The sequence below is a fragment of the Pseudomonas sp. K8 genome (assembly GCF_014889455.1).
Lineage (GTDB): Bacteria > Pseudomonadota > Gammaproteobacteria > Pseudomonadales > Pseudomonadaceae > Aquipseudomonas > Aquipseudomonas veronii.
On sequence record NZ_VJWO01000005.1, the window covers coordinates 173,046 to 194,944 of the forward strand.

General features: G+C 61.9%; 21 protein-coding genes and 2 pseudogenes. 12 read left to right on the forward strand and 11 right to left on the reverse strand.

Annotation, left to right across the window (positions count from 1 at the left end; translation table 11 throughout):
- Positions 1-43 precede the first annotated feature (43 nt).
- The 3 genes from INT12_RS05880 to INT12_RS05890 all read right to left on the reverse strand — a co-directional run bounded on the left by INT12_RS05880 (position 44) and on the right by INT12_RS05890 (position 1,731).
- Positions 44-916, reverse strand: coding sequence for a phasin family protein (locus INT12_RS05880; protein WP_126585346.1), 873 nt, complete (start codon positions 914-916; stop codon positions 44-46).
- A 12-nt stretch (positions 917-928) separates the two neighbouring features.
- Positions 929-1,351, reverse strand: a complete 423-nt coding sequence (locus tag INT12_RS05885; RefSeq protein ID WP_017849878.1) for a phasin family protein — start codon at positions 1,349-1,351, stop codon at positions 929-931.
- Positions 1,352-1,455: 104 nt separating this feature from the next.
- Positions 1,456-1,731, reverse strand: coding sequence for a polyhydroxyalkanoic acid system family protein (locus tag INT12_RS05890; protein ID WP_177031418.1), 276 nt, complete (start codon positions 1,729-1,731; stop codon positions 1,456-1,458).
- Between the two features lie 144 nt (positions 1,732-1,875).
- On the opposite strand from INT12_RS05890, the gene ubiE reads away from it, so the two are divergent.
- From ubiE to INT12_RS05945, 12 genes and pseudogenes are all read left to right on the forward strand, one after another.
- A complete protein-coding gene (ubiE, locus tag INT12_RS05895; protein ID WP_017849881.1) occupies positions 1,876-2,646 on the forward strand; it encodes a bifunctional demethylmenaquinone methyltransferase/2-methoxy-6-polyprenyl-1,4-benzoquinol methylase UbiE in 771 nt (256 codons plus the stop codon).
- Complete coding sequence (locus INT12_RS05900) at positions 2,646-3,269, forward strand: SCP2 domain-containing protein (protein ID WP_017849882.1); 624 nt, start codon at positions 2,646-2,648, stop codon at positions 3,267-3,269. The genes ubiE and INT12_RS05900 overlap by 1 nt, the downstream gene beginning before the upstream one ends.
- Positions 3,266-4,870, forward strand: a complete 1,605-nt coding sequence (gene ubiB / locus INT12_RS05905; RefSeq protein ID WP_017849883.1) for a ubiquinone biosynthesis regulatory protein kinase UbiB — start codon at positions 3,266-3,268, stop codon at positions 4,868-4,870. The genes INT12_RS05900 and ubiB overlap by 4 nt, the downstream gene beginning before the upstream one ends.
- A 41-nt stretch (positions 4,871-4,911) precedes the next feature.
- The gene (gene hisI, locus INT12_RS05910) at positions 4,912-5,304 is read left to right on the forward strand and encodes a phosphoribosyl-AMP cyclohydrolase (protein ID WP_017849884.1); all 393 of its coding nucleotides are present in this window, start codon (positions 4,912-4,914) and stop codon (positions 5,302-5,304) included.
- A 2-nt stretch (positions 5,305-5,306) separates the two neighbouring features.
- Complete coding sequence (locus INT12_RS05915) at positions 5,307-5,639, forward strand: phosphoribosyl-ATP diphosphatase (protein ID WP_017849885.1); 333 nt, start codon at positions 5,307-5,309, stop codon at positions 5,637-5,639.
- A gap of 25 nt (positions 5,640-5,664) precedes the next feature.
- Entirely contained in the window at positions 5,665-5,943 is a 279-nt protein-coding gene (locus tag INT12_RS05920; protein WP_017849886.1) for a twin-arginine translocase TatA/TatE family subunit, read from the forward strand.
- A 10-nt stretch (positions 5,944-5,953) separates the two neighbouring features.
- Entirely contained in the window at positions 5,954-6,364 is a 411-nt protein-coding gene (gene tatB / locus INT12_RS05925; RefSeq protein WP_017849887.1) for a Sec-independent protein translocase protein TatB, read from the forward strand.
- Positions 6,361-7,155 carry a twin-arginine translocase subunit TatC gene (gene tatC / locus INT12_RS05930; protein ID WP_017849888.1) on the forward strand — a complete coding sequence of 265 codons (795 nt, stop codon included), beginning with the start codon at positions 6,361-6,363 and terminating at the stop codon, positions 7,153-7,155. The genes tatB and tatC overlap by 4 nt, the downstream gene beginning before the upstream one ends.
- Positions 7,152-7,859, forward strand: coding sequence for a 16S rRNA (uracil(1498)-N(3))-methyltransferase (locus INT12_RS05935; RefSeq protein ID WP_193058786.1), 708 nt, complete (start codon positions 7,152-7,154; stop codon positions 7,857-7,859). Before tatC ends, INT12_RS05935 begins: the two co-directional genes overlap by 4 nt.
- 81 nt (positions 7,860-7,940) lie before the next feature.
- Positions 7,941-8,999, forward strand: a pseudogene (locus INT12_RS31870) (methyl-accepting chemotaxis protein); the annotation flags it as partial.
- Between the two features lie 144 nt (positions 9,000-9,143).
- Positions 9,144-9,857, forward strand: coding sequence for a methyl-accepting chemotaxis protein (locus INT12_RS31875; RefSeq protein ID WP_370737573.1), 714 nt, complete (start codon positions 9,144-9,146; stop codon positions 9,855-9,857).
- A gap of 142 nt (positions 9,858-9,999) precedes the next feature.
- Positions 10,000-11,907: a methyl-accepting chemotaxis protein gene (locus INT12_RS05945; protein ID WP_193058787.1), complete on the forward strand. Its 1,908-nt coding sequence runs from the start codon at positions 10,000-10,002 to the stop codon at positions 11,905-11,907.
- 3 nt (positions 11,908-11,910) lie between these two features.
- On the opposite strand, the gene INT12_RS05950 is transcribed toward INT12_RS05945, so the two are convergent.
- The 8 genes and pseudogenes from INT12_RS05950 to pip all read right to left on the reverse strand — a co-directional run bounded on the left by INT12_RS05950 (position 11,911) and on the right by pip (position 21,784).
- A complete protein-coding gene (locus INT12_RS05950; RefSeq protein ID WP_193039628.1) occupies positions 11,911-12,645 on the reverse strand; it encodes an amino acid ABC transporter ATP-binding protein in 735 nt (244 codons plus the stop codon).
- Complete coding sequence (locus INT12_RS05955) at positions 12,638-13,597, reverse strand: amino acid ABC transporter permease (protein ID WP_017849893.1); 960 nt, start codon at positions 13,595-13,597, stop codon at positions 12,638-12,640. The genes INT12_RS05950 and INT12_RS05955 overlap by 8 nt, the downstream gene beginning before the upstream one ends.
- 208 nt (positions 13,598-13,805) lie before the next feature.
- Complete coding sequence (locus INT12_RS05960; RefSeq protein ID WP_017849894.1) at positions 13,806-14,603, reverse strand: transporter substrate-binding domain-containing protein; 798 nt, start codon at positions 14,601-14,603, stop codon at positions 13,806-13,808.
- Between the two features lie 220 nt (positions 14,604-14,823).
- The gene (locus INT12_RS05965) at positions 14,824-15,624 is read right to left on the reverse strand and encodes a transporter substrate-binding domain-containing protein (RefSeq protein WP_046384983.1); all 801 of its coding nucleotides are present in this window, start codon (positions 15,622-15,624) and stop codon (positions 14,824-14,826) included.
- A 150-nt stretch (positions 15,625-15,774) separates the two neighbouring features.
- Positions 15,775-18,383 (reverse strand): annotated as a pseudogene (gene mdoH, locus INT12_RS05970) (glucans biosynthesis glucosyltransferase MdoH).
- A complete protein-coding gene (locus INT12_RS05975) occupies positions 18,376-20,055 on the reverse strand; it encodes a glucan biosynthesis protein G (protein ID WP_186357264.1) in 1,680 nt (559 codons plus the stop codon). The pseudogene mdoH and the gene INT12_RS05975 overlap by 8 nt, the downstream one beginning before the upstream one ends.
- Before the next feature lie 323 nt (positions 20,056-20,378).
- The gene (gene dtd / locus INT12_RS05980) at positions 20,379-20,816 is read right to left on the reverse strand and encodes a D-aminoacyl-tRNA deacylase (RefSeq protein ID WP_046490853.1); all 438 of its coding nucleotides are present in this window, start codon (positions 20,814-20,816) and stop codon (positions 20,379-20,381) included.
- The gene (gene pip / locus INT12_RS05985) at positions 20,813-21,784 is read right to left on the reverse strand and encodes a prolyl aminopeptidase (protein ID WP_046384986.1); all 972 of its coding nucleotides are present in this window, start codon (positions 21,782-21,784) and stop codon (positions 20,813-20,815) included. The genes dtd and pip overlap by 4 nt, the downstream gene beginning before the upstream one ends.
- Between the last annotated feature and the right edge of the window lie 115 nt (positions 21,785-21,899).

Below are 21,899 nucleotides of genomic sequence, written 5' to 3' on the forward strand. Positions count from 1 at the left end.
CGACCTTCACAGGCCGGGCGCTTTTTCAGGTGCCCCGAAAAGATCAGGACTGACTGGATGGCGTCGGGGTTACCGATGCGGCAGTCGGTGCAGGCGCAGCGGTCGGCGCGGCTGCCGAGTTGGCGCTGGAAGCGGCGAGTGCCGCAGGCGCAGGCTTGGCGGCCACGGCCGGCTTCGCTGCTGCGGGCTTTTTCGCGGCGACCGGCTTCTTCGCGGCGGCAGGTTTGGCGGCGGCAGGTTTGGCCGCTGCAGGTTTGGCGGCGACCGCTTTAGCGGCGGGTTTGGCAGCGGCTTTAGCGGCCACTGGTTTAGCGGCTGGCTTGGCCGCAGGTTTGGCCGCTGCAACTTTCGCCGCTGGCTTGGCCGCAGGTTTAGCCACGGCTTTGGCTGGCGCTTTGGCCGCAGGTTTGGCGGCCGGCTTGGCGGCGGCTTTGACCAGTGGCTTGGCGGCCGTTTTCGCAGCCGGTTTGGCGGCAGCGGTTTTAGCGGCAGGCTTGGACGCAGCAGCCTTCACCGGGGCGACTTTGGCACCGGTGAGTTTTTCGATTTGCTTGGTCAGGGTCTCGACCTTGCTGTGCAGTGCTTTCACTTCAGCACGGCTGGGTACGCCCAGTCGCGAAATCGCACTGTTAAGGCGCTTGTCGAAAGTTTCTTCCAACTTGTTCCAAGTCTCGGAAATGCTCGACTTGGCGGAACCGGCGCTGGCCTTGGCCGCATCGACTTTTTTACCCACGGTGCTTTTGGTCAACTTCTCGGCCTTCTCGCCGTCTTTAACCAACGTCTCGAAGAGTTTGCTGCCGTCACTGTCGATCTTCGAGTAAACGCCTAAACCAGCCAGCCAGATCTTGCGGGAATATTCTTCAACTTTCCCGACCCACGAGCTGCCTTCTTTCTGAGTAGTCTTTTTAACAGCCATCCCGATGTCTCCTTAGTGTTTACGCGCGACACGTTCGAGCAATGCCGTCAGCTCTTCGAGCTTAGCAGAGAGTGTCTCCACGTCATGTTTAGACGCAATGCCGATTCGATTCAAGGCACTTGCAACACGAGTGTCAAAAGCTTTTTCAACTTTATCCAGTTGAACTTCAACCCGGCCTTTGACGCTGGAGAGATTACTCTTTACTTGGTCAATCTGACTGTTGGCAGCATCAAGTTGTTCAACCGCAACTTTTTTACCTTTACTTTCAACATGTTGCCCGGTCTTTACCAGCTCTTTGAAGTACTCGCCGCCCTCGTTTCCGACCCTGGCATAGGCGCCCAGGCCTGCCAGCCAGATCTTGCGGGCATAGGTTTTAACCTCGTCCAGGGCGTGGCTCGGGGCGTCGATTTTTTTCTTCAGGGTAACTTTGGCCATGGAACACCTCACGCAAAAAGGGTGGAGGAACGGCCCGCAGAAGTTGAGGGCTTGGGCACAAAGTAGGCAGAAAAATTAGAATCGGCACCCTAACAACAGTCGGATCAGGCCAAGGCTTTATCCAGGGCTTTCTCGATTTCAGTCTTGATGGTGCCACTCATGGCCGACATCAGCAGGCCCAGTTCCACATCGATACGCAACAGATCAGCGGCAACCTGCACCGTGCCTTTAACCCCCGAACGCTTGAGGTTCAACGTATCGCCAGACCACGAAGGCTCCAGGCCATATTGATCCTGGAGTTTCTGTGCCAGCTTCTCGGCCTTCGCCCGTGCGCCTTCTTTACCCAGGGTGTGTACACGTTCAACAGTGATACGGGCCATTGCAACGACTCCTCTTTATAACGACTTGAACACCTGCCATGCGGCAAAAGGTCTCGGTGAGCACCTATCTTACCTTCAGCCTTGCCAAGACAAAGCAGGCCTTGGGGATTATCATGTCCCGCATTCTCTTTTGGTGACAGCGATATGACTGATCAGCGCAAAGGCAGCGATGCCGAACCCACCACTCACTTCGGCTTCAAGAACGTCCCGGAAAGCCAGAAAGCGCAGAAAGTCGCTGAAGTGTTCCACTCCGTTGCGGCCAAGTACGACCTGATGAACGACGTGCTGTCCGGCGGCATGCACCGCCTGTGGAAGCGCTTCACCATCGAATTGTCGGGCGTGCGTACCGGCAACCGCGTGCTGGACATCGCCGGCGGCACGGGCGACCTGGCGGCCAAGTTCTCCAAGCTGGTCGGCCCGACCGGCCAGGTGGTGCTGGCGGATATCAACGGCTCGATGCTCAAGGTCGGCCGCGATCGCCTGCTCGACAAAGGCGTGGCCGGCAATATCGAATTCGTCCAGGCCGATGCGGAAAAGCTGCCGTTCCCCGACAACCATTTCGACTGCGTGACCATCGCCTTCGGCCTGCGCAACGTGACCCACAAGGAAGACGCGATCCGCTCGATGCTGCGCGTACTCAAGCCCGGTGGCCGGCTGTTGGTGCTGGAGTTCTCCAAGCCGACCAACGCATTGATGTCCAAGGTCTACGACACCTACTCGTTCGCCTTCATGCCGTTGATGGGCAAGCTGATCACCAACGATGCCGAGAGCTATCGCTACCTGGCCGAATCGATCCGCATGCACCCCGACCAGGAAACCCTGAAGTCGATGATGGTGGACGCCGGTTTCGACCGCGTGACCTACCACAACATGACCTCGGGCATCGTCGCCCTGCACCGCGGCATCAAGCCCTGATGCTGTTCCAAGGCCTGCTCGCCAGCGTCGAACACGGCGTCAACCGCGTGCTGCGCCTGGACAGCACCGCCCTGGCGCGGCTGGCGCACTTGAACGGCAAGATCATCGCCGTCGACTGCACGAGCCCCGCCTTGCAGCTGTTTATCCTGCCCAGCGACGAAGGCCTGTTGCTCGCGACCCATTGGGCCGCCGAGGCCGACTGCACCCTGCGTGCGCCGGCCTCGAGCCTGTTGCACCTGGCGCTGAGCCGCAACAAGACCGCCATCCTCCACGGCCCCGAAGTGGCGCTGGAAGGCGACAGCGCGGTGCTGATGGACCTGGCCGCCGTGCTGCAGGACCTGGAACTGGACTGGGAATACGAACTGTCGCGCTGGATTGGCCCCGTGCCCACCCAGTTGATCAGCGGCCACCTGCGCAGTCGCACGCGCTGGTACCAGCAGGGGTTCGCCAGCCTCAACCAGAACCTCGCCGAATACCTGAGCGAAGAATCGCGCACCCTGGTCGGACAACGGGAAGCGCAAGCGCGCTTTCGTGAACTCGACAAGGCCAAAATCGACCTGGAACGCCTTGAGGCCCGCTTCGAGCGCCTGAGCCGTTCCCTTGATCCAAGCGATAACGCATGAAGCTGCTCGCCGTCCGCCGTTTGTTCCGTATCCAGCGCGTCGTAATCCGCTACCGCCTCGATGACCTGCTGTTCGCCCTGCCGTTGCCGTGGTTCCTGCTTGCCGTGCGCTATGTGCTGCCGTGGCGCTGGTTCCCGCGCAAGCCGCTGGACCTGAGCCGTGGCGCGCGCCTGCGCCTGGCCTTGCAGGATCTGGGGCCGATCTTTATCAAGTTCGGGCAGATCCTCTCGACCCGTCGCGACCTGCTGCCCGAAGACATCGCAGACGAACTGATGCTGCTGCAGGACCGCGTGCCGCCGTTCGATTCGCAGCAGTCGATGAAGCTGATCGAAGAGCAGTTGGGCCGGAAGATCAGCGACGTGTTCAGCCGTTTCGACGTCGAGCCCCTGGCCTCGGCCTCGGTGGCGCAAGTGCATGCGGCGCAGCTCAAGACCGGCGAAGAAGTGGTGGTGAAGGTGATTCGCCCGGGCCTCAAGCCGATCATCGGCCAAGACCTGGCGTGGCTGTTCATTCTCGCCCGCGCCGCCGAACGCTTCTCCGCCGACGCGCGCCTGTTGCACCCGGTGGACGTGGTCGCCGACTACGAAAAAACCATCTACGACGAACTCGACCTGCTGCGCGAAGCGGCCAACGCCAGCCAGCTCAAGCGCAACTTTGAAGGCTCACCGCTGCTGTATGTGCCGCAAGTGTACTGGGACTGGTGCCGCCCGAAAGTGTTGGTGATGGAGCGCATCTACGGCGTGCAGGTCACCGACCTCGCGACCCTGGCCGACCAGCGCACCAACATGAAGATGCTCGCCGAGCGCGGCGTGGAGATCTTCTTCACCCAGGTGTTCCGCGACAGTTTCTTCCATGCCGACATGCACCCCGGCAATATCTTCGTCAGCACCCTCAACCCGTGGAGCCCGCAGTACATTGCGATCGACTGCGGCATCGTCGGCAGCCTGACCCCGGAAGACCAGGACTACCTGGCGCGCAACCTGTTCGCCTTCTTCAAGCGCGATTACCGCCGCGTGGCGCAGTTGCACATCGATTCGGGTTGGGTGCCGGCGGAAACCAAGCTCAACGAATTCGAAGCGGCGATCCGCACCGTGTGCGAGCCGATCTTCGAAAAGCCGCTGAAAGACATTTCCTTCGGCCAGGTGCTGATGCGCCTGTTCCAGACCGCGCGGCGCTTCAATATGGAAGTGCAGCCGCAGTTGGTGCTGCTGCAGAAAACCCTGCTGAACATTGAAGGCCTGGGCCGCCAGCTGTACCCCGATCTCGACCTGTGGAACACCGCCCAGCCGTTCCTCGAACGCTGGATGCGCGAGCGGGTCAGCCCGAAAACCCTGCTGGGCAACCTGCAGAGCCAGGTGGAGCAACTGCCGCACCTGGCCAACATGACCCGCGACCTGCTGGAACGCATGTCCCAGCCCCACGCCAAAGACCCGACGCCGCCGTGGCACACGCGCAAGGACGACTGGTTCCTGCGCCTGCTGGGCGCCGCGCATCTGGTCGGCGGGGTGATGCTGGCTATCGGCGGGCCGCTGAATCAACTGGGCCACTGGCCGGCCGGCATCATGGTCGCCGTGGGTGTTTATCTGATCGTGCGTCGGTAGCCAATCCGGTTATACACTGTCGCAAATTGCCGGAGCCGAAGATGAAAGACTGGCTGGATGAGATCAAGTGGGACAGTGACGGCCTGGTGCCGGCCATTGCCCAGGACTACAAGACCGGGCGCGTGCTGATGATGGCCTGGATGAACCGCGAGGCCCTGAGCCTCACCGCCGCTGAGCAGCGCGCCATTTACTGGTCACGTTCGCGTGGCAAACTGTGGCGCAAGGGCGAAGAGTCCGGGCACGTGCAAACCCTGCACGAGATACGCCTGGACTGCGACGCCGACGTGGTGATCCTCAAGGTCGAGCAGATCGGCGGCATCGCCTGCCACACCGGCCGCCACAGTTGCTTCTATCGCGTGTTCGAGAACGGCGAGTGGAAGGTTGTGGAGCCGGTACTCAAAGACCCGCACGCCATTTATTCGGCAGGACACTGACCATGAGCGATACCCTGAACCGTGTGGCCCAGGTGCTGGAAGAGCGCAAAGGCGCGGATGCCGAAAGCTCCTACGTCGCCAGCCTGTACCACAAGGGCCTGAACAAGATCCTGGAAAAACTCGGCGAAGAATCCGTCGAGACCATCATCGCCGCCAAGGATGCCGAGATCAGCGGCGACTGCAGCGATGTGATCTACGAAACCGCCGACCTATGGTTCCACAGCCTGGTCATGCTCGCCCAACTGGGGCAGCATCCGCAGGCCGTGCTGGATGAACTGGACCGTCGCTTCGGCTTGTCCGGGCATGCCGAAAAGGCCTCGCGCCCGTCCGCCTGAATAACTTTTACAGAGGAATTGCAGCATGGGCATTTTTGACTGGAAACATTGGATCGTCATCTTGGTGGTGGTCGTTCTGGTATTTGGCACCAAGAAACTGAAAAACCTCGGCACCGACGTGGGCGAGTCGATCAAGGGCTTTCGCAAGGCCATGAACGATGACGAAAAACCCGCCGAACCCGCCGCCAACCCGGTGCCGCCGGCCCAACCGGTCCACCCGCAGGCGACCCAGCCGATCACCGAGCGTCGCACCTTCGACGTGCAGGCTGAAAAAGTCGAAGAGCCGATCCGCAAAGACTCGTGAGCACTGACTAATGTTTGGTATCAGCTTCTCTGAACTGCTGCTCGTCGGCCTCGTGGCCTTGCTGGTACTCGGGCCGGAACGCCTGCCCGGCGCCGCGCGCACGGCCGGTTTGTGGATCGGGCGTCTGAAACGCAGTTTCAACGCCATCAAACAGGAAGTTGAACGGGAAATCGGCGCCGACGAAATCCGCCGCCAACTGCACAACGAACACATCCTGTCGTTGGAGCAGGAGGCGCGCAATATTCTGACGCCGGTGCAGGAGCAGGCCAAGCCGGTGACACCGGTGGCCGAACACAGCATTGCGCCCACGCCCGTTGTTGAAGCAGCGCCCGCTACCCCGACCGCTCCAACCGAGCCAGCGCCGACGCCAACCGCGCCGCCCGCTCCCCATGACCCTACATTGCCGCCGCGAGCCCCATGAGCGCTGATAAACCGGAAAACGACCAGCACATGCCACTGGTCTCGCACCTCACCGAGCTGCGTACCCGCCTGCTGCGTTGCGTGGCGGCGATCTTCGTGATCTTTGCCGGGCTGTTCGCCTTTACCCAGCAGATCTACACCTTCGTCTCCACGCCACTGCGCCATTACCTGCCGGCCGGCGCGACGATGATCGCCACCGACGTGTCGTCGCCGTTCCTGACGCCGTTGAAGCTGACGATGATGGTCTCGCTGTTCCTGGCGATCCCGGTGATCCTGCACCAGATCTGGGGCTTCATCGCCCCCGGCCTGTACAAGCATGAGAAGCGCATCGCGGTGCCGTTGCTGGTATCGAGCATCCTGCTGTTCTACACCGGCATGGCGTTCGCTTACTTCCTGGTGTTCCCGCTGATCTTCAAGTTCTTCGCCGCCGCCACCCCGGCCGGCGTAGAGATGATGACCGACATCACCAGCTACCTCGACTTCGTGATGACGCTGTTCTTCGCCTTCGGCGTGGCCTTCGAAATTCCGGTGGCCGTGGTGTTGCTGGTGTGGATCGGCGTGGTCAACGTGCAGTACCTGAAGAAGATCCGTCCCTACGTGGTCATCGGCTGCTTCGTGGTCGGCATGATCCTGACCCCGCCGGACATCTTCTCCCAGACCCTGCTGGCCGTGCCGATGTGGATGCTGTTCGAGATCGGCATCCTGTTCAGCAGCCTGATCACCAAGCGTGGCGAACACCCCGACGACCAAGCCGCCGACGACAACGACCAGCCGCCAGCGACCCAGCCGTGAACCTGTTGCTGCTTGAAGAGGCCGACTTTATCGCGGCCGACCGGGTGGTCCTGCGTGACCGGCGCCTGGTGCATATGCAGGACGTCCACCGCGCGACGGCGGGCGACAACCTGCGGGTCGGGCGTATCGGCGGGCTGATGGGCAATGCCCAAGTGCTGCGCCTGGAAGCCCACGAAGCCGAGCTGCAAGTGGCCTTCGACCTGCCGCCGCCGGCCAAACTGCCGCTGACCCTGCTGCTGGCCCTGCCACGCCCGAAAATGCTGCGCCGGGTGCTGCAGACCGTCGCCGCCATGGGCGTGCCGAAGGTCGTGCTGGTCAACAGCTACCGCGTGGAAAAGAGCTTCTGGCAAACCCCCTTCCTGGAGCCCGAGGCGATTCGCGAGCAATTGATCCTCGGCCTGGAACAGGCGCGCGACACAGGGCTACCGGAAATCGTCATCGAAAAACGCTTCAAGCCCTTCGTCGAAGACCGCCTGCCCGCCATGACCGCAGGCACCCTCGGCCTGATCGGCCATCCCGGCGATTACCCGCCGTGCCCGCGCGGTCTGGACGAGCCGGTAACCCTGGCCATCGGCCCGGAAGGCGGCTGGATACCCTACGAGGTCGACCTGCTGAGCAAGGCCGGCTTGCAACCGGTGCAACTGGGCGCGCGCATCCTGCGCGTGGAAACCGCCGTCACCGCCCTGCTCGCCCGGCTATTCTAGCCAACCAATTCCTACAGATTCTTGCTGCGCTGCCGATAACCGTCGAATAAGTCCAAGCCTTGTTCCACGGGAGTTCGCAGCATGCATCGTTGGTTAGCCGAAAAGCTGGGGAATGTCAGCGTCAACCACAAACTGGGCGTAGGCTTTGGCCTGGTGTTGCTCCTCACCTTGTTGATCACCTTCACCGGCTGGACCGGCCTGGGCGATGTGGCCAGCCGCGGCGACAAACTGGGGTATATCTCCAGCCTCAATGTCTTGACCAAAGACCTGCGTATCGCCCGCCTGGACTATGAAATGCGCCGTGGCGAACAAGGCACGGCGGCCGTCAGCGAGCTGCTGAACCGCCTGGACAGCGGCATGAAGACCGCCCGCACGCTGATCGAACAACCTGCCGACATCGCCCTGATCGATGAGCAATTGGCCGCCGTGGAGCAATACAAGCGCGCATTCAGCGATATGGCGCAAGCCGGCGCCAGCCGCGAAGATGCGCGCAGCAAGCTGGGCAATACCGCCGACAATGCGGTGCTCAAGGTGACTGAAGTCGAGAAATCCCTGCTGCAAAGCGACAGCGTCACCCAGTTCAATAGCGTGGTCGACCTGAGCAAGCTGATCCAGCAAGCGCGCTTCCAGGTCCGCGGTTACACCTACAGCGGCAAGGTCGAGGCTGAGCAACCCGCGCTCGACGCCATCGACAACGCGCTGAAGAAGATCACTGAACTGCAAGGTTCATTGCAGGAGCAATACCAGGCCAACCTGCAGCAGGCCAGTGTCTCGCTGCAAGCCTATCGCGCCGCCGTCAGCCAGTTCCGCGACTCCCAGGTGGCCACCGCCGTCGCACTCAAAACCATGAGCGCGCAAGGCGATGTCCTGCTGAACCGCAGCGATAAACTGACAATTTCCCAGACCGCGGTGCGCGACACCGATGCCGCCCAGGCCAAGTACCTGCTCCTGCTGGCCACCGTGCTGGCATTGATCTTTGGCCTGGTGGCCGCCTGGGCGATCACGCGCCAGATCGTCATCCCGCTGAATCAGACCCTCAAGGTGGCCGAGCGCGTTGCCTCGGGCGACCTGAGCCACGACCTGACGTCCACTCGCCAGGACGAACTGGGCCAACTGCAACGCGCCATGCAAAGCATGACCGTAGGCCTGCGCGAATTGATCGGCGGCATCAGCGACGGCGTCACCCAGATCGCCAGCGCCGCCGAGCAATTGTCGTCGGTCACCGAGCAGACCAGCGCCGGGGTCAACAATCAGAAAATCGAGACCGACCAAGTCGCCACGGCCATGAATGAAATGGCCGCGACCGTGCAGGAAGTTGCGCGCAACGCCGAGGAAGCGTCCGAAGCCGCAGTTGCAGCGGACCAGCAGGCCCGCGAAGGCGACAAGGTGGTCGGTGAAGCCATCGCCCAGATCGAACGCCTGGCCACCGAAGTCGGCAACTCCACCGAGGCCATGGGCCATCTCAAGCGCGAAAGCGACAAGATCGGCAGCGTGCTCGACGTGATCAAGTCGGTGGCCCAACAAACCAACCTGCTGGCGCTGAACGCCGCGATTGAAGCAGCGCGTGCCGGTGAAGCCGGGCGCGGCTTCGCGGTGGTGGCCGATGAAGTGCGCAGCCTGGCCCAGCGCACGCAAAAATCCACGGAAGAGATCGAAGAGCTGATCGTCGGCTTGCAAACGGGCACCCAGCAAGTGGCGACCATCATGGACAACAGCCGTGGGCTGACCGACAGCAGCGTCGAATTGACGCGCCGCGCCGGCAGCGCCCTGGCGAACATCACCCGTACCGTATCGACGATCCAGGCGATGAACTCGCAGATCGCCACCGCCGCCGAGCAACAAAGCGCCGTGGCCGAAGAGATCAACCGCAGCGTGCTGAACGTGCGCGATGTGTCGGAACAGACGTCCTCGGCCAGTGAAGAGACCGCCGCTTCCAGCGCCGAACTGGCGCGCCTGGGCATCTACCTGCAAACCCTGGTCGGACGTTTCCGCATCTGACCGGGCTGGGCGGCGACCCATCCGGGTCGCCGCACTTCAGCATCTTGTGAAATTTCCTACACGCTTATCAGCCCGCCCTCACCCCAAATCGTTTTAGCGTTTGCCTTGTTGCGCAGCGCTTTTTCAGATTTGGAGGTTCATCATGTTTCCTCGGCTGACCCGCTTGCTGGTCAACGCCAGCGTCCGACTCAAACTCGCCCTGGGTTTTGGCCAGGTGCTGGTCCTCAGTTTCATCATCGCCATGACAGGCTGGCAGGCCTTGAATGCCGCACTGTTCCGCTCCAGCAACCTGACGGTGCTGGGCCAACTGGCCGCCGACGCGGAGGCCATGCGCGCCGACCGCATCGTGTACCGAACGCTCACCGACACGGCCAGCCTGGGCAAAATGACGCGGCAGAGCGAAAAAATCGACCAGCACCTCGACTACCTGTCAAAACACATGAAAGACCCGACCGACCTGCAGCGTCTCGAGGAAGCCGAACGCCTGGTAGCCGCCTTCAAAGCGGTGCTGGTGGAATTGCCGCCGTTGATCGAACAGCGGGAAAACGCCCGGCCGCCGCTGCAAAAAGCCGCCCTGCAAGCCAGCGACACCCTCGCGCAACTGTCCAGCGAACTGCCTGACCAGCAAGACCAGCAGGCGCTCGACGCCATCGAAGATCTGCGCCAGGCCATGGAACAGGCCGAAGATCGCGCGCGCAGCCCCGCCTGGGCCGCCGAGTCGTTGCAGGCCTATGCCGAAGCGGTGGGCAAGGCCCTCGACGCCCTGGACGTCGCTCAAGTCGCCGTCACCAACCTGCCCGTGGACGCCACCCTGCTCAAAACCGACCTCGCGCAATACCGTGCGCTGCTGACCACGCTCAAGCAGGCACAACTCGACACCGAGACCGTGCAAAACCGCTTTGAACAACAACTCAATCAGTTGCTGGCGCAAAGCGATCTGGTCAGCCAGGGCCAGGCGTTCAAACGCGACCGGGAAGCGCAGCACACCCGAACCCTGCTGATCAGCGTCACCCTTGCCGCCCTGCTGCTGGGGGCCTTGGCGGCCTGGTGGATCGCCCGGCAAATCGCCGTGCCGTTGCGCGAGGCCTTGGCCGTCGCCAACCGCATTGCCGCGGGCGACTTAAGCGAAAACCCCGCCGTGGAGCGCCGCGATGAACTGGGCCAGTTGCAGCAGAGCATGGCGCAGATGATCCGCAACCTGCGTGGCCTGATCAGCGGCATCGGCGACAGCGCCCGGCAAATCGCCAGCGCGGCTACGCAGCTATCCACCGTCACCGAGCAAACCCGCGCCGGGGTCAACAATCAAAAGGACGAAACCGACCAGGTGGCCACGGCCATGAATGAAATGCTCGCCACCGCCCAGGAGGTCGCCCGGCATGCCGAGCAAGCGTCGATCGCGGCGAGCGAAGCCGACCAACAGACCCACCTCGGCGACAAAGTGGTTGCGCAGGCGGTGGAGCAGATCGGCCACCTGGCCAGTGAAATGGCACTGTCCAGCCGGGCGATGCTGGCGTTGCAGCAGGAGAGCCAACAGATCGGCAGCGTGCTCGACGTGATCAAGTCAGTCTCCCAGCAGACCAACCTGCTGGCCTTGAACGCCGCCATCGAAGCGGCGCGCGCGGGCAGTGCCGGGGAAGGTTTCGCGGTGGTCGCCGATGAAGTGCGCAGCCTGGCCCTGCGCACGCAGGAATCGGCCGAGGAAATTGAAGGACTGATCTTGCGTCTGCATACCGGCACCCAGCAGGTGGCGGACATCATGGACAGCAGTCGCAGCCTCACGGACAACAGCGTCAGCCTGACCCGCGACGCCGGCGACGCCCTGGCGGCCATTGCGCGCACGGTGTCGGTCATCCAGGAAATGAACCCGCAGATTGCCGCCGCCGCCGAGGAACAAAGCGCGGTGGCCGAGGAGATCAATCGCAGTGTGTTGAAGGTGCGCGATGTGTCCGAGCAAACCGCCACCGCCAGTGAAGAAACGGCGGCGGCGAGCGCTCAGTTAAGCCAGTTGAGCCTGGATTTGCAGACACTGGTCGGCAAGTTCAGGCTCTGAGGCTCACAGCACCTGGCGCAGGAAGGCCTGGGCTCGCGGGTCTTTCGGTGCGTCGAAGAACTCGGCCGGGGACGCGTCTTCGAGCAGCTTGCCGTGATCGAAGAACAACACCCGGTCCGCCACTTCACGGGCGAAGCCCATTTCGTGAGTGACGCAGACCATGGTCATGCCTTCCAGGGCCAGGGTTTTCATGACGTCGAGCACTTCGCCGACCATTTCCGGGTCGAGGGCCGAGGTGGGCTCGTCGAACAGCATCACCTTGGGCGCCATCGCCAGCGCGCGAGCTATCGCCACCCGCTGCTGCTGGCCACCGGACAGACGCGAGGGAAACTCGTTGGCCTTTTGCGCGATGCCGACCTTTTCCAGCAACGCCAGGGCCTTGGCTTCACGCTCTTTTTTGCCGCGCTTGCGCACGACTTTCTGCGCCAGGCACAGGTTCTCCAGCACGGTCATGTGGGGGAACAGGTTGAAGTGCTGGAACACCATGCCGACTTCGCGGCGATAGGCGTTCACGTCGGTTTTCGGATCGGCCAGTTGCAGGCCGTCGATGCTCACCGACCCCGAATCGAACTCTTCCAGGCCGTTGAGGCAGCGCAGGAAGGTCGACTTGCCGGAGCCGGACGGGCCGATCACCACCAGCACTTCGCCCTTGGCGACCTGGGTGGTGACGTGGTCCACCGCGCGCACCACATGGCCACGGGTGTCGAAGACTTTTACCAGATCGCGGACTTCAATCACTTTGCGCGAGCCTCCGCTCAAGCCGGCTGGCCATTTTCGACAGCGGCAGGTTGATCAACAGGTACAGGCCTGCCACGCAGAACAGGATTTCAAACGGCGAAAACGAAGTGGTGATGACTTCGCGGCCGCTCTTGAGCAGCTCGGTGATCGCGATCACCGACACCAGCGAAGTGTCTTTCACCAGGCTGATAAACTGCCCGGCCAGGGGCGGCAGCACGCGCTTGAACGCCTGCGGCAGCACCACATGGCGCATCGACTGGCTGGCACTCAAGCCCAACGAGCGCGCGGCTTCGTTCTGGCCACGGGTGATCGACTGCACACCGGCGCGGACGATTTCCGCCACATAGGCCCCGGTGAACAGCGACAGCGCGGCGATCCCGGCAAACTCCCGGGACAGGTTGAGCACCGTGCCGATAAAGAAATAGAAGATGAATATCTGCACCAACAGCGGCGTGCCGCGCACCAGTTCGACGTAGATCGTCGACAGATCGCGCAAGGTCGGGTTGCTGGACAGCCGGCACAGGCCCGTCGCCAGGCCAATCGCCAAGCCCAGCACGCCGGACACGAAGGACAGCCACAAGGTGGTCCACAAGCCCCACATCAACGGGCCCAGCGCCCACTGCCGGGTCACGCCCACTACATCGCCTTCCGCCACGTCATCGCCGCGCGCCACTTTCAGGCTGTTGTCGGCCACGCTGAGCTTTTGCTCCGTGCCCGCGTCGTTGCGCAGGGTGACTTCGGCCACATCGCCTTTGCGCACCAGCTCGACAACGGTGGAGATATCCGCCGCGCGCTGCGATGTTTCGGCCTGATAGGCGAAATATTGCGGTACGCGGTTCCAGCGCCATTCGTAGGACATCAGCGACGTGGCGTAGTACAAGGCGCCCGCCAGGCCGACGAGCACGACCACGGTCAGCAGGTGCCAGGGCCATTGGGCTTTTTTCTGTTTCATTACTCAACATCCAAAAGGGTCGGGTAAGCCCCCGCCTTTGTGGCGGGCGGGCTTGCCCTAATGCCATTCAGTCAAGGCATTTTGTAGGAGCGAGCTTGCTCGCGAAAAACTCAAAGACACCGCGTTTATTCAGTAAGCCCGCGTTATCGTTGACGGCCTTCGCGAGCAAGCTCGCTCCTACAGAAAGCAGGAGCCACAGGAGCCGGCGTTATTCCATGTCCTTGAGCCACTCGGAGCTCTTGAACCACTTGTCATGGATGCGATCGTAGGTGCCGTCGTTCTTGATCTGGTGCAGGAAGTTGTTGATGAAGTTGATGCTGTCGTAATCGCCTTTCTTCAGACCGAAGGCCAGCGGTTCAAAGGTGAAGGGTTCTTCGAGGAACACCAGCTTGCCATTACCGACTTTCTTCTCGGCGACCACGTTGTACGGCGCGTCATACACAAAGGCATCGGCCTTGCCGTTGACCACGTCCAGCACGCCTTCCTGTTCGTTGTCGTAGCCGTGGTACTTGGCCTTGGAGATCAGCTTCTTGGCGACCATCTCGCCGGTGGTGCCGAGCTTGGAGGTCAGGCGGTACTTCTCGTCGTTCAGGTCTTTGTAGGACTTGATGGTGCCTTCCAGGTCCTTGCGGATCAGCAGGGTCTGGCCAACCACGATGAACGGTTCGCTGAAGTTCAGGCGCAGGTTGCGTTCCTGGGTCAGGGTCATGCCGCTGCCGATCATGTCGAACTTGCCGGTGAGGAAGGCCGGGATGATGCCGTCGTAGCCGGTGGACACCAACTCCAGCTTGACGCCCATGGACTTGGCCATGGCCTTGAGGAGGTCGACTTCGAAGCCGATGATTTCACCACGCTTGTCGGTCATTTCGAACGGCATGTAGGTCGGGTCCATGCCGACTTTCAGCGTGCCGCGCTTGACCGCATCATCGATGGCCCCGGCCTGAGCCACATTGGCCGCGACCAGCGCGGTGACGCCGAGCAGCAGCATCGAAAGATACTTTTTCATCATCAAGTCCCCTGAACGATTCTTATGAAGTCGGCGCGCAAAAAGGGCTGCACCATTTCGGGGTGCGATCCTAACCCACTCGCTGCCCGGCACAAAGGTTTCACCGGTAATAGTTGTCGAGGTATGTCGGAATAGCCCTACAGCACTGCGGCAAAGCGCAGACGTAGACACTTCATTGTCGGGCGAGGGCAATTGATTGATGTGTAAGTAGGTATGACTTTCAGTCGACCTCGGCCATCCAGTCGGTGTCCTTGAACCACTTGTCGTACAGCCGATCGTAGGTGCCGTCCTGGGCCACTTGGTTGAGGAAATGGTTGATCCAGTTCAGGCTGTCGTAATCGCCTTTTTTCAGGCCGAACGCCAGGGGCTCGTAGGTGAAGGGTTGCTCCAGCGCCAGCAATGCCTGGTTTTCCGGCCGGGTCATGGCGATCAGGTTGTAAGGCGCATCATGAATAAACGCATCGGCCACCCCGCTCACCACCTGGCGCACCCCTTCCTCCGGCGTGGCGAAACTGCTGAGCCGAGCCGCCCCCAGAAACCGCTGCGCCGCCGCCTGCGCGGTAGTGCCTTCGGTGGTGGCGATGCGGTAACCGGCCTCGTCCAGGTCTTCAATGCTGGCGACCTTGCCGGCCAGGCGCGGGTGCAGCAACACCGTTTGGCCGACCACGATAAACGAGTCGCTGAAATTCAGCTTGAGGTTGCGCTCCTGCGTGACGGTCATGCCGCTGCCGATCAGATCGAACTTCCTCGCCATCAGCCCCGACAGCAACTCGGTGTACGGCACCGCCACCAGTTCAAGCTCGACCCCCAGGGCGCGGCTCATCGCATGCAGCAAGTCGACTTCAAAACCGACGATACGCCCCTGTTTATCGGTCATCTCGAACGGCACGTAAGTGGGCGTGGTGCCGACCTTCAGCACGCCACGCCGAACGGCGTCGTCCAGCGCGCCGGCCTGCACCAGAGCACCGTGAATCAATGCGACAGCGCCCATCAGCAATGCCGAACAATACCTTTTGATCATGAATCCCCCTGTGCTCGAGTCAAATTTCGGGGGGCGATGCTAACTCAGACACAGGCACGGCAATACGCCTTGAACCAGGGACTTTTGTTTCGAAATAACAAGGAGTTAGAGCACAAAGGAAGAGACGGGAAACGCTGTAGGACCAGCGCTTCAAGCGCCCCCGAGGAGAACCCTCGGGGGCGTCTGAATCAGGCCGGTTGAGCCTGGGACGACAACGGTTGCAACGGCAGCAATGGCGCGTGCGGGTCGGACTTGAAGGACTGACGCCAGGCGCCCAGCCACTCGGCATGCCCTTCGCTCCAGACCTGCTCGTGCAGGCGGGCCAGGGCCACCGGGTCACTGAGCAGGGCCAGGCGTTCGGCGTTGTTGAGGCCGGCCGGGCCGACTTTCAACGCATAGCGCACGCGCTCGCCACGCAGGTACTCGATCGGCTCCGCCTCACGGTGACGCGAGGTCGCCAGGGCGCAAGCCAGGGCGTTCTGCTGCGGGTCGACCACCGAACGCACGAACCCGTCATTGAGGGCGTGCCAGCGGTTTTCGTGGGTGTACTTCTCGGTCGACAGCAGCGCCTGCGGCGGATTGTATTCCTCAGGGATCAGGAACAGGCTCTCGTCACGGGACTTGAGGCCCAGCTTGACCCGGCTGGAAATCACCGACACCGGGATCGACAGCATCAACGAACCGACGATCGGGACCAGCCACCACAGGAAGCTCGGGTTCAACCACACCACCAGCAGCGCCCAGAGGAAGCCGAGCAAGGTTTGCGGACCGTGGCGCTTGACCGCTTCACCCCAGGGGGTGGAGTCGTCGTCACGCTGCGGCGAATTCCAGGTCGCGGCCCAGCCGAGGAACGCGGCGAGGACGAAGCGGGTGTGGAAGATCATCCGCACCGGCGCCAGCAGCATGGAGAACAGCATCTCCAGCAGCATCGACATTGTCACCTTGAACTTGCCACCGAACTCTTTCGCGCCCTTGGCCCAGATCAGGATGACGCTCAGCAACTTGGGCAGGAACAGCAGCACGATAGTAGTGGAGAACAGCGCCACGGCCTTGTCCGGATGCCATTGCGGCCACAGCGGGTACAACTGGCGCGGTGCCATGAAGTACTGCGGCTCCATCAAGGTGTTCACCGCCAGCAACGCCGTCGACAGCACCAGGAAGAAGAACCACAACGGGGCCGACAGGTAGGACATCACGCCGGTGAGGAACACCGCACGGTGGACCGGGTGCATGCCCTTGACCAGGAACAGGCGGAAGTTCATCAGGTTGCCGTGGCACCAGCGACGGTCGCGCTTGAGTTCATCCAGCAGGTTCGGCGGCAGTTCTTCGTAGCTGCCCGGCAGGTCGTAGGCAATCCACACGCCCCAGCCGGCACGGCGCATCAGCGCGGCTTCGACGAAGTCGTGGGAGAGGATCGCACCGGCGAACGCGCCTTTACCCGGCAACGGCGCGAGGGCGCAGTGCTCGATAAACGGCTTCATACGGATGATTGCGTTGTGACCCCAATAGTGGGATTCACCCAGCTGCCAGAAGTGCAGGCCGGCAGTAAACAGCGGGCCGTACACGCGGGTGGCGAACTGCTGCATGCGCGCATACAGGGTGTCCATGCCCGACGCCCGTGGCGCGGTCTGGATGATCCCGGCATCCGGCGTGGCTTCCATCAGGCGCACCAGGCTGGTCAGGCATTCGCCGCTCATCACGCTGTCGGCGTCGAGAACGACCATGTACTTGTAGTCACCGCCCCAACGACGGCAGAAGTCGTCGAGGTTGCCGCTCTTGCGTTTGACGCGACGGCGACGGCGGCGATAGAAGATCTTGCCGAAGCCACCGGCTTCGCGGCACACGTCGAGCCAGGCTTGCTGTTCGGCGATGCAGATGTCGGCGTCGTTACTGTCGCTGAGCACGAAGAAGTCGAAGCGGTCCAGGTCACCGGTCGCCGCGACCGACTCGAACGTCGCGCGCAGGCCAGCGAATACGCGGGGCACGTCTTCGTTGCAGATCGGCATCACCAGCGCGGTGCGCGCATTCTTCGGAATCGGCTCGTGGCCGGCACTTTTACCGGAGATCCGGTACTTATCGTGGCCGGTCAGCAGCTCGAGGAAGCCCATCAACGCGGTCCAGAAACCGGCCGACACCCAGCAGAACAAGATCCCGAACATGATCAGGATGCTGGTTTGCAGGGCGTATGGCAGCACTTGGGTCGCGGTCTGCAGCAAGGTCTGGTTGCGGATCTCGTCGAAGTCGACCAGCGACCAGCCCTGGTACGGCATGATGCCTTTCATGTACCAGCCGGCCACGATGGTCTGGCCGAGCATCAGCACCAGCAGGATGTAGCGACGGATCGAACCGACCGTGCGCCAGCGCGCCGCCGGCAGCACGCGTTCGTCTTTCGGCGGCTTCGGTGGGTTGGTGCGGCCGGTCAGCCGGCGCCAGCCGCGCACCAGGATATTGGTGCGCCACGGCTCCGGTACCACCTTGGTCCGACGGATCGGCGGCGTCGCCTTGAGGCACACCCGGCCGCTGGCGTCGAGCGCCAGCATTTCGGCGTCCTCCAGCTCTTCGGCCGTGCTGAGGGTCAACCGGCGGCCAACCGACGCCTGGGCGGCGTCGACCGGCGCATCGAACGCCTTGGACGACAAACGTTCGTGCAGTTCGCTGAAGGATGTGCAGCCCGCCAGTTCGGCGCGCTGCTCTGCGGTCATCGGCAGATGCGCCAGGTACTCGGACAGAGTCTCTGGCTGGACTTGAGAATTACTCATCGGCAGGCAACTGATAGCTCCAGGTTTCGGTCAGGACTTGCTCGGTCTTGATCGGCTCCGGTGTGGCTGGGGCAGCTTCTGGCTGCTTGGCTTCCTTGTCTTTGGCGTCTTTCTTGGCTTGTTTCTCGTGCTGCTTGGCCAAAACCTTGTCAGCCTTGAGCACTTGGGTCGAGACCTTCTCGGGCTCAGGCTGCACGATGTCCTGGACCAGGGCCGCACGCATTTCGGTCGGCTTGCTTGGGTCCTTGATCTTCATGCGCAGGGTCAGGCGCCAGCCTTTGGTGTGCTCGTTGTAACGCACGCTGTTTTCCACCAGCTCGGCGTTGTCACCCACGCTCACCTGGCTGCGCACCGGGGCGTCCGGCAGCAGTTTCTTCAGGGCCGGGCCTTCGAAGTCCACCAGGTACGCGACGCTGCCATCCGGCTGACGGATCAGGTTGGACTGTTTCACGTCGCCGGTGGAACGCAGGGTCTGCTTGACCCAGGCGCTGTCCGGCGAATGGAACGCGGCGTCGTCCAGGGTCCAGTGCAGGCGGTAGGCAACATCCAGCGGCTGGCCGACTTCCGGCAGTTTTTCCGGGCTCCAGAAGGCAACGATGTTGTCGTTGGTTTCGTCGGCGGTCGGGATCTCTACCAGGTCGACGGAACCCTTGCCCCAGTCGCCTTCAGGCTCGATCCAGGCGCTTGGGCGCTTGTCGTAGTTGTCGTCCAGGTCTTCGTAGTGGCTGAAGTTGCGACCGCGTTGCAGCAGGCCGAAACCACGTGGGTTTTCCACGGTGAAGTTGCTGACCGACAGGTGTTTAGGGTTGTTCAGCGGGCGCCAGATCCACTCGCCATTGCCGGCATGGATCGACAGGCCGCTGGAATCATGCAGCTCGCGACGGTAGTTGAGGACCTTGGACGGCTGGTTCGCGCCGAACAGGAACATCGAGGTCAACGGGGCAACGCCCAGCTTGCTGACCTTGTCGCGCAGGAACATCTGGGACTTGACGTCGACCACGGTGTCGGTGCCAGGGCGCAGGATCAGGCGATAGGCGCCGGTGGCACGCGGCGAATCCAGCAGGGCGAAGATCACCAGATGCTTGTCGCCCGGCTTCGGACGCTCGATCCAGAACTCGGTAAAACGCGGGAATTCTTCGCCGGACGGCAGCGCGGTATCGATCGCCATGCCACGGGCGGACAGGCCATACACTTGGTCCTTGCCCACGACGCGGAAATAGCTGGCGCCGAGCATGGTCATGATTTCGTCTTGCTTGTCGCCCTTGTTGATCGGGAACAGCACGCGGAAACCGGCATAACCGAGTTGCTCAGTGGCCTTGGGATCAAATTTGACGTCGCCGAAATCGAAGCGCGTCGGGTCGTATTTGATTTCCTGGACGCTGTCGGCGGTGACTTCGTTGATCTTCACCGGTGTATCGAAGTGCATACCCTGGTGATAGAAGGACAGCTTGAACGGGGTGTTCTGATCGGCCCACTCGGCTTTTTCGTTGCGGAAACGAATCTTCTGGTAGTCAGCGAACTTCATTTCGCGGAATTCGTTCGGCAGATTGCTGCGCGGAGCTTCGTATTTCTGCCCGGCCAGCTCTTTTGCCTTGGCCGACACATCATCCAGACTGAATGCCCACAGTTGACCCGCGCCGAACAGGCAAAACAGGGCGGAGCCCGTCACCAGTGCGTTTCGTAACCGTTTGGCAGACAATTTTGGTGCATTACAGGGACTAACAATCACGAGCAACCCTCGCCGAAAACAGATCAAAAAACCAACGGCCAGCTATCTATATGCCAGGTTGGCGAGCATTGTTCCGACTCCCCTGGGGCAAAATGATTCCCCTGAGGCTGTCGGACAAGTCTCTACCTAAGTCAAAAATGGACCAATCAACGCTGATCCCCGTAGCGCGCGATTATCTAGTAGCCCGCGAGACAACGCATCAGGGACAACGAAGTATTTGTAGCGAAACCCTGCGTTTTTAGGCATTAACGTCGTTTTTAATACATTCATGTCTGTAGGAGGAAGGTCACAGGGCCATCATTGACCAAATGAACCTGCATATCCGCACCAAAACGCCCTGACGCCACCTTGTCATGCAATTGTTGCGCTTGTAACAGCAAGTGCGCAAAAAGTGCCGCCCCCAGGGCCGGCGGCGCGGCGGTAGAGAAACTTGGCCGCAGCCCGCTTTTGGTATCCGCCGCCAGGGTGAACTGCGACACCAGCAGCAAACCGCCGTCGATATCCTTGAGCGACAAGTTCATCTTGCCATCGTCGTCGCTGAACACCCGATAGTTAAGCAGCTTGTGCAGCAGTTTGTCGGCGCTCTCGACAGTATCCCCCGGTTCGACGGCCACCAGCACCAGCAAACCCTGGTCGACCGCCCCCACGATTTCGCCCGCGACCTCGACCCGGGCGCCGCGCACCCGTTGCAACAGGCCCTTCATGCTTCTTCAGGCGGCAAGTCCAGCAGACGACGCGCCATCTCGCCGGTCGCGCGCACCAAGGCATCGGTGATGCCCGGCTCGGACGCCGCATGGCCCGCCTCGCGGATCACCTGCAGTTCACTGTTCGGCCAGGCCTGATGCAGCTCCCAAGCGTTATCCAGCGGACAGATCATATCGTAGCGGCCGTGGATGATTACGCCAGGCAGATGGGCGATCTTGTGCATGTCGCGAATCAGTTGGTCGGGTTCCAGGAAGGAATTATTGGTGAAGTAGTGGCACTCGATGCGGGCAATCGACAGCGCGCGCTGGGGCTCGGCGAAACGCTCGATCAACTGCGGGTTCGGGCACAGGCCCAACATGCGCCCTTCCCAGGTGGACCAGGCCTTGGCGGCGTGCATCTGGGCAATCTGGTCGTTGCCGGTCAGGCGCTTGTGGTATGCGGTGAGCAGGTCGTGGCGCTCGTCCTGGGGGATCGGTGCGAGGTAATCCTGCCAGTAATCCGGGAACAGGCGGCTGGCGCCTTCCTGGTAAAACCAGTGGATGTCCTGGGGCCGGGCCAGGAAAATCCCACGCACGATCAGGCCATGCACGCGCTCGGGATGGGTTTGCGCGTAGGCCAGCGCCAGGGTCGACCCCCAGGAGCCGCCGAACAACACCCATTTGTCGATGCCCAGGTGCTCGCGAATGCGCTCGAGGTCGGCGACCAGGTCCCAGGTGGTGTTGTTTTCCAGGCTGGCGCGGGGAGAGGAACGCCCGCAGCCCCGCTGGTCAAAGGTGACGATGTGGTACAGGTTCGGATCGAAATAGCAGCGGCTGTTGGCGTCGCAACCGGAACCAGGGCCACCATGGATGAATACGACGGGCAAGCCTTCGGGGGAGCCACTTTCATCGACATACAGGGTGTGGGTGTCATCGACGGCCAGATCGTGCCGGGCGTAGGGTTTGATCTGCGGGTACCAAGTCTGCATTGCGCGCTCCGTAGGGGGTCGGGTTCATCCCTGGGGGGACGTCTTTTATTCTGCCGTCTGGCACTATAAACCCGAATTGTGCAATGAGCATGTCCTTGAGCACTTAGACCTGTGT